Consider the following 13,291-nt stretch of genomic DNA (forward strand, 5'->3'; position numbering starts at 1 on the left):
CGACATGCAGAAATTCACCGTACACAAGGGTCTCGTCGCGCCGATGGACCGCGAGAACGTCGACACAGACGCCATCATTCCCAAGCAGTTCCTGAAGTCGATCCGCAAGACCGGCTTCGGCGTCAACCTGTTCGACGAATGGCGTTACCTGGACCACGGCGAACCGGGCCAGGATCCGGCCCTGCGCAAACCCAATCCGGATTTCGTGCTGAACCTGCCGCGCTATGCCGGCGCGTCCGTGCTGCTGGCACGCAAGAACTTCGGCTGCGGCTCGAGCCGCGAACACGCACCCTGGGCACTCGACCAGTTCGGTTTCCGCACTATCCTGGCCCCGAGTTTTGCCGACATCTTCTTCAACAACAGCTTCAAGAACGGCCTGCTGCCGATCGTGCTGCCCGAGGCCACCATCGCCCAGCTGTTCGACGAAGTGGCCGCCTTCCCCGGCTACCAGCTGACGGTCGACCTGGAGCGCCAGGTGATCGTCAAGCCGCAGGGCGAGGAGATCGCGTTCGACGTCAACGCCTTCCGCCGTTATTGCCTGCTGAACGGCTTCGACGACATCGGCCTGACGCTGCGCCACAAGGACAAGATCAAGGCCTTCGAAGCCGAGCGCCTGACAACCAAGCCCTGGCTGGCCCACACGATGGTCGGCGCCTGAACGGCGTCCGATTCAACTGCAAATACAGACTTCAAAAGACATGACCCAAAAGATCGCAATCCTGCCGGGTGACGGCATCGGCCCGGAAATCATCGCGGAAGCCGTGAAGGTGCTGGAGGCGCTGAAGCTCGACATTTCGATGGAGTCCGCCCCGGTCGGCGGCGCGGCTTATGAAGCCAGCGGCCATCCGCTGCCGGAAGCCACGCTGGCACTGGCGATGGCGTCCGACGCAGTGCTGTTCGGCGCCGTCGGCGACTGGAAATACGACACGCTCGACCGCCCGCTGCGCCCCGAGCAGGCCATCCTGGGGTTGCGCAAGCAGATGGGCCTGTTCGCCAACTTCCGGCCGGCGATCTGCTACGAACAGCTGGTGGGCGCTTCCAGCCTGAAGCCTGAACTGGTCGCCGGCCTGGACATCCTCATCATCCGCGAGCTGACCGGCGACATCTACTTTGGCCAGCCGCGCGGCCGCCGTGTGGCCACCGACGGTCATTTCCCCGGTTCGGAAGAAGCCTTCGACACCATGCGCTACAGCCGCCCGGAAATCGAACGCATCGCGCATGTGGCCTTCAAGGCGGCGCAAAAGCGCGGCGGCCGTGTCACCAGCGTCGACAAGGCCAATGTGCTCGAGACCTTCCAGCTGTGGAAGGACGTGGTCACCGAAGTCGGTCAGCAATATCCGGACGTGAAGCTCGACCACATGTATGTCGACAACGCCGCGATGCAGCTGGTGAAGGAACCCAAGAAGTTCGACGTGGTGGTCACCGGCAACATGTTCGGCGACATCCTGTCGGACGCCGCCGCCATGCTCACCGGCTCCATCGGCATGCTGCCGTCGGCCTCGCTCAACGACCGTCAGCAAGGCCTGTACGAACCCAGCCACGGCAGCGCACCCGACATCGCCGGCAAGGGCATCGCCAACCCGCTGGCGACCATCCTCAGCGCGGCCATGATGTTGCGTTTCTCGCTGCAGCAGCCGGCCGCAGCCGATCGCATCGAAGCCGCCGTCCAGAAGGTTCTGGCCGATGGGCTGCGCACCGCCGACATCTACAGCGAAGGCACCATCAGGGTGACGACCGTGCAGATGGGTGATGCCGTGGTGAAGGCGCTGACCGCCTGAACTTGACAGTCAGCGCGCCCGGACGCAGTTGCGGCCGGCGCGTTTGGCATCGTACAGCGCCTGATCCGCCGAACGCAGCAGTCCCGACGGATCGGCCAGGCCCTTGCCGTCCGGGCTCCAGCTGACCAGGCCCAGGCTAACCGTGACGATGCCCGCCGGTGCATCCGGATGCGGCAGGCGCAAGGCCTCGATCGCCGCACGCGCCTGCTCGGCCACCTTGACGGCGCCTCGCGCATCGGTCGCCGCCAGCACCAACACGAACTCTTCGCCGCCGTAGCGGCTGACCAGATCGCCCGGCCGCCGCACCTCGAGCGCCAGTGCGCGCGCCACCGTCCGCAGGCAGGCATCGCCCGCCAGGTGACCTTGCGTGTCGTTGTAGGCCTTGAAGTGGTCGACATCGACCATGCAGACCGACAGCGTCTGGCTGTCGCGCTGCGCCCGGGCAATCTCGCGCGCGAGCCGTTCATCCAGGTAACGGCGGTTGTAGAGGCCGGTCAGGTAGTCCTGCCGGGCATACAGCTCCAGGCGCTCGTTGGCATCGGTCAGTTGCTGCTCGGCCAGCTTGCGTGCGGTGATGTCCATCCATGCCATCGAGAGGCCGGCCACCTCGCCGCGGGCGTCGCGCAGCACATGCGGCGTGGCATAGAACCAGCGGCCCTTCCACTCGAATTCATGGCTCGGCATGGCTGTCCCGCCGTTGGCGTCGGCGAGCTGGAAGTCTTCCTGCATCTGCGCCACGGCCACCGGCATCACGTCGGCCATCAGCAGGCCGGGAACATCCGCTGCCGGATGGCCCAGCAGCAGCCCCATCGCCTGATTGGCCATGACGACCGTGCCGGACCGGTCGACCGTGCACAGCGCCACGGGTGCGCTGTCGTACACCGCTTCCAGTTGCAGCACCCGTTCGCCGAGCGCCGAGATGTCGCGGTCGATGCCCCGATAGCCACGCAACTGGCCGTTCGTGTCGAACAGCGGAACGCCGCTGGTCTCCAGCACCACGATGCTTCCGTCCGGCCGCTGGTTGCGATTGACCAGGCCCGAGAAAGGCCGGGCGACCGCAACGATGGCGCCGAAGGCCTGCCCCACCCGCGCCGCCTCCGCGGGCGGCATGAAGTCGAACGGCGTCTTCCCCAGCACCTCTTCAGGCGGGCGTCCCAGCAGCGCCATGACCATGGCTGAGCAATAGGTATAGCGTCCCTGGGCATCGACCTCCCAGATCCAGTCGCTGTTGTTGTCCAGCAGGTCGCGGAGGTGGGCGATATCGTCCTGGAAGACGGGCATTAACAAGGAGCCGACTGATGCGGGCATGACATGTAACCTGGTCGGGTGGGCGGCGGAAAAATCCAGGCGGCACTATAAAACCCGGTTACCTGACGAAACCTGACCGGTGATGCGAGAACGCTACGCCGGCCGGTAATTGCCATCCCCTATAATCCGCGACCATGTTTGCCGCTCGCCCGTTCCCCCTGAACACCGCCCCCGCCGTCACGGCCGGCGTGGCCCAGCGCGCAATCACCACCAAAACCACGACCATTAAGGGCTGATCCAGCCTGGTTCGTCGTGCGCCCTCCCTGGCCAAGACGAGCCAGGCGAATTCAGTCCGGTCGAGTCTTTTTTCACCGGTTTCTTCACTGAGGGTTTTCGAAAATGAGCAAGTTGGTAGGTCTGGTCGGTTGGCGCGGCATGGTCGGCTCGGTGCTGATCGATCGCATGCAGGCAGAAGGTGACTTCGACGTCATCGAGCCGGTGTTCTTCTCCACCTCGAACGCCGGCGGCAAGGCCCCGGCCCAGGCAAAGCTGCACACCACCTTGCAGGACGCCCATGACATCGAGGCACTCAAGAAGTGCGACATCGTCATCACCGCCCAGGGCGGCGACTACACCACCGACATCTTCCCCAAACTGCGCGCTGCCGGCTGGACCGGCTACTGGATCGACGCGGCATCCACGCTGCGCATGAAGGACGACGCCGTCATCGTGCTCGACCCGGTCAACGACGACGTGATCCAGCGCGCGCTCGACAAGGGCGTCAAGAACTACATCGGTGGCAACTGCACCAACTCCATCCTGCTGATGGGCGTCGGCGGACTGTTCAAGCAGGGACTGGTCGAATGGGTCAGCTCCATGACCTACCAGGCGGCCTCGGGCGGCGGTGCCAACCACATGCGCGAACTGCTCAAGGGCATGGGCGTGGTGCATGACGCGGTCTCCGAAGAACTGCTGACGCCCTCTTCCGCCATCCTGGACATCGACCGCAAGGTGGCCGCGACCATCCGCAAGGACGTGCCGACAGAATTCTTCGGTGCACCGCTGGCCGGCGGCCTGATCCCCTGGATCGACGCCCAACTGGAAAACGGCCAGTCCAAGGAAGAGTGGAAGGGCCAGGCCGAGGTCAACAAGATCCTCGACACCGAAAACGTCATCCCGGTCGACGGCCTGTGCGTGCGTATCGGCGCCATGCGCTGCCACAGCCTCGCCCTGACGCTGAAGCTGAAAAAGGACCTGCCGCTGTCCGAGATCGAATCCATCATCAAGGCGGGCAACCCCTGGGTGAAGTGGGTGCCTAACGACCGCGCCGTCACGGTGAAGGAACTCACGCCGGCCGCCATCACCGGCGGACTCGAAGTGGGTGTGGGTCGCGTGCGCAAGCTGAACATGGGTGGCGAATACCTGTCGGCATTCGTCATCGGCGACCAATTGCTGTGGGGCGCCGCCGAGCCGCTGCGCCGCATGCTGCGCATCCTGCTGGCACGCTGACCGGCACGCCCGGCCTCAGCCGCGTTGCCGTGTCACAACGGCTTCCGGCAGCCAGGGCGTCGCTCGTGCGTCGCCCGCCACCGGTCGGGCTGTTGTCTTGTCACTACAAGGGCAATGGTGCTATGGTGCCCAGCGCCCGACTAACGTCAGATTTGACGATGCCTGATGAGAATAATGAATCGCACCGCTGAGGAATCTGGCGGCATTGCCGGACGAGCCGCTGCCACGAGCGCCCTGATATTGATGGGCGCGCTGGTGGCCGGCCCGGCACAAGCCCTGACGCTCGGCGGCATGACCGTGCAGTCGAATCTGGGCGAGCCGCTGCGGGCGCAGATCCAGGTATCGGACCTCACTCCAGCAGAGGCAGCGTCGCTGACCGTCCAGAGCGCTTCGCCTGCAGCTTTCCAGGCAGCGGGCATCGAATACAGTGCGGCCCTCGCGGGCATGCAGGTCACGGTGGAGCGCCGCAGCGGCAACCAGGCCGTCGTGCGCATCGCCGGCAACCGCCCGGCCAACGAACCCTTCGTCGAAGTCCTGCTGGAAGCCAGCTGGGCCGGTGGCCGCCTTTCGCGCAACTACACCGTATTGCTGGACCCGCCGCCAGCCGCGCAGCGCAACCAGCCCGCCGCGCCCCTCGCACCGCAGATCGCGCCCGCACCGCAGCCCGCGCCAGCCATCGTTTCAGCGCCTGTGCCGGCGCCCTCCCCCGCTCCGGTCACCGCGCCACTGCCAGCCCCGGCCCCGGTCGCCCCACGACCGGTGCCGCAGCCGCGATCGCGCGTTGCTGCACCGGCAACCGCCACAGGCCAGACCACCGTCCGCCCCGGCGACACCGCCGGCGGCATCGCCGCACGTACCAAGTCGCCCAACGTATCGCTCGACCAGATGCTGGTCGCCATGCTGCAGGCCAACCCGGACGCCTTCGTCAACGGCAACGTCAACCGCCTGCGCTCGGGCGCGGTGCTCAACGTCCCGTCCGAAACCGATGCCGCAGCGACACCCGCACCCGAAGCACGGCAGATCGTCATCGCCCAAAGCCGCGACTTCAACGAATTCCGGCGCCGTTTGGCTGCCGGAGCGCCGTCGGTGGCCAGCGCCGCCCCGCAGCGCCAGGCCAGCGGAAGTGTCCAGACCCAGGTCGAGGACCGACGCCCGAACGCCGCCGCGCCTGATCGGCTGACGCTTTCAAAAGGCGCGGCCAACACACAGGCCGCCGCCGAAGCCGAACGTGTGGTCCGCGCAAAACAGGAAGCCGACAGCCAGCAACGCCTGGCCGAGTTGTCGCGCAACGTGGACGAGCTCAACCGCCTGGGAACCACCGCGGGCAGCAGTGCCACACCGGTCGCGCCGGTCACGGCACCACCAGCCGCACCTCCGGCGCCGGCGCCTGAAGCGGCTGCTCCAGCGGTACCCGCCGCCACGCCGGCCCCCTCTCCCGCACCCGCACCCGCGGCAGCGCCGGCAGCCCCCAAACCCGCCGCGCCCATCAAGGCGCCGGTCGCGGTGCCGGAATCCAGCGCTTCCTTCCTCGACGACAGCCCGCTGGGCGATCCCAAGGTGCTGGGTGTCGTCGGCTTGCTGGTGGCCCTGGTTGTGGCCCTCGTTTCCTATCGTGTGGTGCGTCGCCGTCGCGGTATTTCGACCGACGCCGGTTTTACCGACAAGAAGAACCCTGACTCCTTCTTCGCCGACACCCGCGGCGAACATGTCAACACGCAGGACGGCGGCCCGTCCACGCTTGCGACCTCGTATTCGCCGAGCCAGCTGGACGCCGGCGGCGAAGTCGATCCGGTGGCCGAAGCCGATGTCTACCTGGCTTACGGCCGCGACCTCCAGGCTGAAGACATCCTGAAGGAGGCCTTGCGTACCCAGCCTGAACGCACCGCCCTGCACGCCAAGCTCGCAGAGATCTATGCGAAACGCAAGGATGTCGCCGCCTTCAACACGCTCGCCGGATCGGCCCATCGCCTCACCGGCGGCGTCGGTGCCGACTGGGAACGTATCCAGGCGCTGGGAGAAGAAATCGACCCTACCAACGCGCTGTTCCGCAGCCCCGGTGCCGGCATCGGCGCTGCTGCCAGCATCAGCGCCGCGGCGGTCGCGGCCCTGGCGGCCGAGCCGGCTCCGCAGGCGGAACCCACCTTCGAGCCCGAGCCGGAACCTGTCATCGAAGAAACGCCCGATATCGGCCTCGACTTCGATTTCGACGAACCGGCTGTCGCAGCCACACCCGTGCACGAGGCGCCGATTGAGTTGCCGCCGTCTCTCGACCTCGACTTCGGTGCCTTCACGCCCGATGCCGCCGTTCCGCCGGCTGTTGCTCCGACGGCAGCCCCTCCGAGCAACGGCGAACCCGACTTCGGCCTGGACTTCAACCTCGACGACGACCTCGACTTCGACACGCCGGCTCCGGCAGCCGACGCCGAACCGATGCCGTCGCTGGACCTGAGCAGCTTCTCCCTCGACCTCGACCAGGACGAAGATGCCGAGCCAGCGCCATTGCCACCGCCGGCACCGGCACCGGCACCGGTCGCATTACCGGACTTCGAGGAACCCGTCGCCGAAGAACCGCTGCCCGACACGGACCTGCCAGATGTCGCACCTGACGACGCGCTGGCAACGAAGCTGGCACTGGCCGAAGAATTCAACGCCATCGGCGACGTCGACGGCGCGCGCCACCTGATCGAGGAAGTCATATCCGAGGCCAGCGGCAGCGTGCGCGACCGTGCCGAACGCATGCTGTCGTCGCTCCAGTGAAACCGGGTAAGCGGGTTTGAGGATCGCCCTCGGCGTTGCCTACGACGGCCGGCCCTACCAGGGCTGGCAGAGCCAGCGTTCGGGCCTGGCCGTCCAGGACAAGCTCGAAGCCGCGCTGGCTTCCTTCGCCACCGTTCCCGTGACGACCATCTGCGCCGGCCGCACCGATGCCGGTGTGCACGGCCTCATGCAGGTGGTGCATTTCGACACCGACATAGACCGCGCAGAAAGCTCCTGGGTGAGGGGCACCAACCGCTTCCTTCCACCCGACATCGCGGTGCAATGGGCGCAGCCGGTGCCGGAAGAGTTTCACGCACGATTCGTCGCCACCGGTCGCCGTTATGCCTACGTGCTGCTCGAATCGCCAGTGCGCCCGTCCATCGAATCCGGACGGGTCGGCTGGTCTTTTCGTCCGCTCGACGGCGATTCGATGTCGGCTGCCGCGCGCCAGTTGCTCGGTGAACACGACTTCAGCTCGTTTCGTGCGTCTTCCTGCCAGGCGAAGTCACCCGTCAAGACCCTGCGCCGGCTCGACATCAGTCGGCGTGTCGCGCCGGACGGGCAATCGGCTTACTGGCGTTTCGACTTCGAGGGCAACGCCTTCCTGCATCACATGGTGCGCAACATCATGGGATGTCTCGTCGCGGTCGGCCAGGGTGCGCAATCCGCCGACTGGATCCGCGAGGTGATCGCCGCCCGTTCGCGTGACGCGGCCGCACCCACCTTCTCGCCCGACGGCCTGTATTTCCTGGGCCCGGTCTACGAGGATCGCTGGGGCTTGCCGACCCGCACCGCCGCCTATGATTGGATTCCATGAATCCCGCCCCCACCCCTCAACGCACCCGGGTCAAGATCTGCGGCCTGACCCGCGAACAGGACCTTGACGCCGCCATCGACGCTGGCGCCGATGCCGTCGGTTTCGTGATGTATACGAAGAGTCCGCGCCATGTCAGCGCGCACCGCGCCGCCGAGCTGTCGCGACGTCTGCCTCCCTTCGTCACGCCGGTGCTGCTATTCGTCAATGCGTCTGCTGACGAGGTGGCCGGCGCGCTGGAACAGGTACCTGGCGCGATGCTGCAGTTCCATGGTGACGAAACCCCGAACGACTGCCTGCAGGCATCGCGGCAAGGGCGGATTCCGTACCTCCGTGCTGCACGTGTGCCGCTGGGCACTGGAGCCGTGCCGCCTGACCTCGTAAAATACGCTGCCGATTTCGCCCAGGCCCGTGGCCTGCTCCTCGATGCCCATGTCGAGGGTTATGGCGGCGGCGGAAAGACATTCGATTGGTCACTTCTTCCTCCAAGCGTCGACGCTCACCTCGTCTTGAGTGGTGGACTCACGCCTGCAAACGTGGGCGAAGGCATCGCGGCCGTGCGATCGCTCGGTAGATCGCTCGCGGTCGACGTGAGTTCCGGCGTCGAGATGTCCAAGGGCATCAAGGACGCCGAAAAGATCCGCCAGTTCATCGAGGCCGTCCGCCAGGCGGACGCCCGCTTCTCTCTTCCATCTTCCTGATCCGAACCGCGGCCCGTCGCCCGGTCGGCTCCAGACCGAGGTTTCCATGTCCACCATCCCCTATCAGCAGCCCGATGCCAGCGGCCATTTCGGCATCTACGGCGGTACCTTCGCCAGCGAAACCCTGACCCACGCCATTCGCGAACTGCGTGAGGCCTATGCCAGATACCAGCACGACCCGGCCTTCCTCGAAGAATTCCACTACGAGCTGAACCACTTCGTCGGCCGCCCGTCGCCGGTCTACCACGCGGCACGCACCAGCCGGGAAATCGGCGGCGCGCAGATCTACCTGAAGCGCGAAGATCTGAACCACACCGGCGCCCACAAGATCAACAACGTGATCGGCCAGGCGATGCTCGCCAAACGCATGGGCAAGCCGCGCATCATTGCCGAGACCGGCGCCGGCCAGCACGGCGTGGCCACCGCTACCATCTGCGCCCGCTACGGCTTGGAATGCGTCATCTACATGGGCAGCCAGGACGTCAAGCGCCAGAGTCCCAACGTCTACCGGATGAAGCTGCTGGGCGCCACCGTGGTGCCGGTCGATTCGGGCAGCAAGACCCTCAAGGACGCACTCAACGAAGCCATGCGCGACTGGGTCACCAATGTCGAGAACACCTTCTACATCATCGGCACCGTCGCCGGCCCGCATCCTTATCCGATGATGGTGCGCGACTTCCAGAGCGTGATCGGCAACGAATGCCTGGAGCAGATGCCGCAGTTCCTGGACGGCGGCCAGCCCGACGTGGTGATCGCCTGCGTCGGCGGCGGCAGCAATGCCATGGGCATCTTCCACCCCTATATCCCGCATGAGAGAACCCGGCTGATCGGCGTCGAGGCCGCGGGCGAAGGCCTGGACAGCGGCAAGCATTCCGCCAGCATCCAGCGCGGCAGCCCGGGCGTGCTGCATGGCAACCGCACCTATCTGCTGCAGAGCGACGACGGCCAGGTGATCGAAACCCACAGCATCAGCGCCGGCCTGGACTATCCGGGCGTCGGCCCGGAACACGCTTATCTGTCCGACATCGGCCGCGCCGAATACGTCGGCATCACCGACACCGAGGCGCTGTCGGCCTTCCATCACCTGTGCCGCACCGAGGGCATCATTCCGGCGCTGGAATCCAGCCACGCCGTCGCCCACGCCATGAAACTCGCCGCCACCATGCGCCCCGACCAATCCATCCTGGTCAATCTTTCGGGCCGCGGCGACAAGGACATCGGCACCGTCGCCGATCTCTCCGGCGAGGACTTCTACGACCGCCCCTCCATGCGCGGCCATGTCGTCAAGGGCGCCGACGCCGCCGAAACCTCTGGCGCCAAAGGCGTGGGAACCCAAGCATGAGCCGCATCGCCGCCACCTTCGAAAAGCTGAAGGCCGAGGGCCGCAAGGCGCTCATCCCCTACGTCACCGCAGGCTTCCCTTACGCCGACATCACGCCTGACCTGCTGCACGGCATGGTCGACGCCGGCTGCGATGTCATCGAACTGGGGGTCCCTTTTTCCGATCCCATGGCCGACGGCCCGGTCATCCAGCAGGCCGGTGAAAAAGCGCTGGCGATGGGGATCGGCACCGTTCAGGTGCTGGAAATGGTGAAGATCTTCCGCACTCGCAACGTCACCACGCCCATCGTGCTGATGGGTTACGCCAACCCGGTCGAGCGCTACAACGGCAAACACGGCGCTGGCGCCTTCGTGCGCGACGCCGCCGTGGCCGGAGTCGATGGCGTTCTCATCGTCGACTACCCGCCCGAGGAAGCAGCCGAGTTTGCAGCCCAGTTGCGTGCACAGCAGATGGATCTCATTTTTCTGCTGGCTCCCACCAGTTCGGACGAACGGATGGAGCAGGTCGCGCGACTCGCCACCGGTTATGTCTACTACGTGTCGCTCAAGGGCGTGACCGGTGCCGGCCACTTGGATACCGGCGCGGTCGAAGCCATGCTGCCGCGTATCCGGCAGCATGTCTCGATCCCGGTCGGCGTGGGTTTCGGCATCCGTGACGCGGCCACCGCAAGGGCTGTCGGACGGGTCGCGGACGCGGTCGTCATCGGCAGCCGGCTCATCCAGCTGATCGACGGACAGCCTCGAGAAAGCGTCGTTCCGGTAGCCCGGGAATTCCTGGCTGGTATCCGCCAGGCGCTGGACACGTAAAATCGGCACATTCGGTTGCGTCTTGCGGGGCGTAACCCTTGTCTCATTCTGGGCCGTTCCTGTTCGGCCCCACCGGAGAACCGACCATGAGCTGGCTAGAAAAACTGCTACCCCCGAAGATCGCCAAGACCGACCCCAACGAGCGTCGCCAGGTCCCCGAAGGCCTGTGGATCAAATGCCCCAGCTGCGAAACGGTGCTCTACAAGACAGACCTGGAACACAACCAGAACGTCTGCCCGACCTGCGGCCACCATCACCGTATCGGTGCCCGCGCCCGCCTGGATGCTTTCCTGGACGCCGAAGGCCGTTATGAACTCGGCCAGGAAGTCCTGCCGGTCGACGCACTGAAGTTCAAGGACAGCCGCCGCTACACCGAACGCTTGAAGGAAGCCCTCGAAAGCACCGGCGAAACCGATGCCCTGATCGTCATGGGCGGCGCCGTCCACAGTGTCAACGTCGTGGTCGCTGCCTTCGAATTCGACTTCATGGGCGGCTCGATGGGCAGCGTGGTCGGCGAACGTTTCGTGCGCGGCGTCGAAACCGCCATCGAACAGAAGGTGCCTTTCATCTGCTTCACCGCCACCGGTGGAGCGCGCATGCAGGAAGGCCTGCTGTCGCTCATGCAGATGGCCAAGACCAATGCCGCCCTGACCCGGCTGGCCAAGAAGGGCCTGCCCTACATCAGCGTGCTGACCGACCCGACCATGGGCGGCGTGTCGGCCGGGTTCGCCTTCGTGGGTGACATCGTCATCGCCGAGCCACGCGCGCTGATCGGTTTCGCCGGCCCGCGTGTGATCGAGTCCACCGTGCGTGTGACGCTGCCTGAGGGTTTCCAGCGCGCCGAGTTTCTGCAGACCAAGGGCGCGGTCGATTTCATCTGCGACCGCCGCCAGCTGCGCAAGACCGTCGCCAGTTCGCTGGCCATGTTGCAACGGCAACCTGCAGACGCCGTCGACTGACCGGTCTTCCGGTCAAGAGAAAAGCGGCGCCTCCATGAGGCAGCCGCTTTTTTTGTGGGTGCGGTGGTTCAGAACCAGCCCAGCACTTCGCCCTGCAGTGCGCCCAGGAGCATGCCGACCACCTGCAGGATCAGCAGCAGCACCAGCGGCGACAAGTCGAAACCGCCTAGCTGAGGCAAGGCCCTGCGCAGCGGCAGCAGCAGCGGTGCACAAAGCCGGTCGATCACCGGCATCACCGGCGAATGCGGCTGTACCCAGCTCAGGATCGCGTAGATGACCAGCAAGGCGGTGAAAACCGAGATGGCCAGTTGCGCCACGCCGAACACGGCGATTACCGCCAACATGGCCGGGTTGGAACGGGCGCCGAGCAGCGCCCATAGCAGCAGCAGCTTGACCAGCACCAGCAGATAGGCCGACAGCAGGCTGGCCGTGTCCCAGCCGGCTACGGACGGCACCACACGCCGCAGCTTCAGCACGATCCAGTCGGTCAGCGCCATCACCAGGCGTCCGAACGGGTTGCTGAAAGGCACGCGCTGGCGTTGCATGGTCAGGCGCACCAGGCAGGCGCCGCCGACGACAGAGACGAGGGCGTCCAGCAAAAAGGAAACGATCTGGTACAGCAGCATGAATACATCCGGAATGGCAAGGTGGGCACGCGCCGGGCGGCGACGGCCGTGGGATGATAGTCGGCCATCGAGAGCCACCATGCAGACCGAACCCAGCCTCAGGGCCCTTCCCATATTCCCGCTGTCCACCGTGCTGTTTCCGGGCGGCCTGCTGCCGCTGAGGATTTTCGAGGTGCGCTATCTCGACATGGTCCGCCGCTGCCACGACGAAGGCACGCCGTTCGGTGTGGTCGCACTGATCGCCGGCAACGAAGTGCGCCAGGCAGGCGGCGCGCGCGAGGTCTTCCATGACATCGGCACCCTCGCCCGCATCGACAGCTTCGAAAGCCTGCAACCCGGTCTGGTGATGGTGCGGTGCACCGGCACCCACCGGTTTCGCATCGATCGCCGTGAGCAACTGCGTCACGGCCTCTGGCTCGCCGACGTACAGACCATCGCCGACGACATCGCGGTCGAAATTCCGGAAGACCTGCGGCCCGACGCCGAAGCGCTCCTGCAACTGATCGAGACGCTGCAGCAGCGCATCGACGTACCCGAAGCGCCGCCCCTGCCGCTGGCACCGCCCTATCGCCTGAACGACTGCGGCTGGGTGGCCAACCGCTGGTGTGAGCTGCTGCCGTTGCAGACCGAACTCAAGCACCGGCTGATGGCCCTGGAAAACCCGGTAGTGCGACTGGAACTGGTGGGCGACATCCTCGCCCGCAACGGCGTGGCATGAGCCTGTCGGGCCGCGCGTTCAGGCAATTTAGAA

Annotated in this window: 12 protein-coding genes; 10 read left to right on the top strand and 2 right to left on the bottom strand. The window is 65.9% G+C overall.

The genetic code is table 11. The features are described from left to right. The first annotated feature begins 4 nt into the window (after positions 1-4). A complete protein-coding gene (gene leuD / locus AC3ANW_RS12080; RefSeq protein WP_488341089.1) occupies positions 5-658 on the top strand; it encodes a 3-isopropylmalate dehydratase small subunit in 654 nt (217 codons plus the stop codon). 40 nt (positions 659-698) lie between these two features. Then, positions 699-1,778 carry a 3-isopropylmalate dehydrogenase gene (gene leuB, locus AC3ANW_RS12085; RefSeq protein WP_488341090.1) on the top strand — a complete coding sequence of 360 codons (1,080 nt, stop codon included), beginning with the start codon at positions 699-701 and terminating at the stop codon, positions 1,776-1,778. A gap of 9 nt (positions 1,779-1,787) precedes the next feature. On the opposite strand, the gene AC3ANW_RS12090 is transcribed toward leuB, so the two are convergent. Continuing rightward, positions 1,788-3,086 carry a sensor domain-containing diguanylate cyclase gene (locus AC3ANW_RS12090; RefSeq protein ID WP_488341091.1) on the bottom strand — a complete coding sequence of 433 codons (1,299 nt, stop codon included), beginning with the start codon at positions 3,084-3,086 and terminating at the stop codon, positions 1,788-1,790. A gap of 339 nt (positions 3,087-3,425) precedes the next feature. Here AC3ANW_RS12090 and asd point away from each other — a divergent pair, with 339 nt between their 5' ends. The 7 genes from asd to accD all read left to right on the top strand — a co-directional run bounded on the left by asd (position 3,426) and on the right by accD (position 11,914). Further along, a complete protein-coding gene (gene asd, locus AC3ANW_RS12095) occupies positions 3,426-4,535 on the top strand; it encodes an aspartate-semialdehyde dehydrogenase (protein ID WP_488341092.1) in 1,110 nt (369 codons plus the stop codon). A 174-nt stretch (positions 4,536-4,709) separates the two neighbouring features. Beyond that, on the top strand, positions 4,710-7,292 hold the full coding sequence (locus AC3ANW_RS12100; protein WP_488341093.1) for a motility hub landmark protein FimV: 2,583 nt from the start codon (positions 4,710-4,712) through the stop codon (positions 7,290-7,292). A gap of 16 nt (positions 7,293-7,308) precedes the next feature. After that, positions 7,309-8,109: a tRNA pseudouridine(38-40) synthase TruA gene (truA, locus tag AC3ANW_RS12105; RefSeq protein WP_488341094.1), complete on the top strand. Its 801-nt coding sequence runs from the start codon at positions 7,309-7,311 to the stop codon at positions 8,107-8,109. Then, on the top strand, positions 8,106-8,807 hold the full coding sequence (locus tag AC3ANW_RS12110) for a phosphoribosylanthranilate isomerase (RefSeq protein ID WP_488341095.1): 702 nt from the start codon (positions 8,106-8,108) through the stop codon (positions 8,805-8,807). The genes truA and AC3ANW_RS12110 overlap by 4 nt, the downstream gene beginning before the upstream one ends. A gap of 46 nt (positions 8,808-8,853) precedes the next feature. Then, the gene (gene trpB, locus AC3ANW_RS12115; RefSeq protein ID WP_488341096.1) at positions 8,854-10,149 is read left to right on the top strand and encodes a tryptophan synthase subunit beta; all 1,296 of its coding nucleotides are present in this window, start codon (positions 8,854-8,856) and stop codon (positions 10,147-10,149) included. Then, positions 10,146-10,955, top strand: a complete 810-nt coding sequence (trpA, locus tag AC3ANW_RS12120; RefSeq protein WP_488341097.1) for a tryptophan synthase subunit alpha — start codon at positions 10,146-10,148, stop codon at positions 10,953-10,955. The genes trpB and trpA overlap by 4 nt, the downstream gene beginning before the upstream one ends. Before the next feature lie 86 nt (positions 10,956-11,041). Continuing rightward, the gene (accD, locus tag AC3ANW_RS12125) at positions 11,042-11,914 is read left to right on the top strand and encodes an acetyl-CoA carboxylase, carboxyltransferase subunit beta (protein WP_488341098.1); all 873 of its coding nucleotides are present in this window, start codon (positions 11,042-11,044) and stop codon (positions 11,912-11,914) included. A gap of 68 nt (positions 11,915-11,982) precedes the next feature. On the opposite strand, the gene AC3ANW_RS12130 is transcribed toward accD, so the two are convergent. Then, on the bottom strand, positions 11,983-12,537 hold the full coding sequence (locus AC3ANW_RS12130) for a YggT family protein (protein ID WP_488345416.1): 555 nt from the start codon (positions 12,535-12,537) through the stop codon (positions 11,983-11,985). 82 nt (positions 12,538-12,619) lie between these two features. Here AC3ANW_RS12130 and AC3ANW_RS12135 point away from each other — a divergent pair, with 82 nt between their 5' ends. Next, positions 12,620-13,258, top strand: coding sequence for an LON peptidase substrate-binding domain-containing protein (locus AC3ANW_RS12135; RefSeq protein ID WP_488341099.1), 639 nt, complete (start codon positions 12,620-12,622; stop codon positions 13,256-13,258). The last annotated feature ends 33 nt before the right edge of the window (positions 13,259-13,291 follow it).

It is taken from the genome of Xylophilus sp. PBN-3R, assembly GCF_057747805.1.

What these genes read in the sequence shown, in the direction of transcription:
- leuD (WP_488341089.1), top strand. Translation starts at nt 5, where the DNA reads ATGCAGAAATTCACCGTACACAAGGGTCTCGTCGCGCCGATGGACCGC.
- leuB (WP_488341090.1), top strand. Translation starts at nt 699, where the DNA reads ATGACCCAAAAGATCGCAATCCTGCCGGGTGACGGCATCGGCCCGGAA.
- AC3ANW_RS12090 (WP_488341091.1), bottom strand. Translation starts at nt 3,086, where the DNA reads ATGCCCGCATCAGTCGGCTCCTTGTTAATGCCCGTCTTCCAGGACGAT.
- asd (WP_488341092.1), top strand. Translation starts at nt 3,426, where the DNA reads ATGAGCAAGTTGGTAGGTCTGGTCGGTTGGCGCGGCATGGTCGGCTCG.
- AC3ANW_RS12100 (WP_488341093.1), top strand. Translation starts at nt 4,710, where the DNA reads ATGAATCGCACCGCTGAGGAATCTGGCGGCATTGCCGGACGAGCCGCT.
- AC3ANW_RS12110 (WP_488341095.1), top strand. Translation starts at nt 8,106, where the DNA reads ATGAATCCCGCCCCCACCCCTCAACGCACCCGGGTCAAGATCTGCGGC.
- trpB (WP_488341096.1), top strand. Translation starts at nt 8,854, where the DNA reads ATGTCCACCATCCCCTATCAGCAGCCCGATGCCAGCGGCCATTTCGGC.
- trpA (WP_488341097.1), top strand. Translation starts at nt 10,146, where the DNA reads ATGAGCCGCATCGCCGCCACCTTCGAAAAGCTGAAGGCCGAGGGCCGC.
- accD (WP_488341098.1), top strand. Translation starts at nt 11,042, where the DNA reads ATGAGCTGGCTAGAAAAACTGCTACCCCCGAAGATCGCCAAGACCGAC.
- AC3ANW_RS12135 (WP_488341099.1), top strand. Translation starts at nt 12,620, where the DNA reads ATGCAGACCGAACCCAGCCTCAGGGCCCTTCCCATATTCCCGCTGTCC.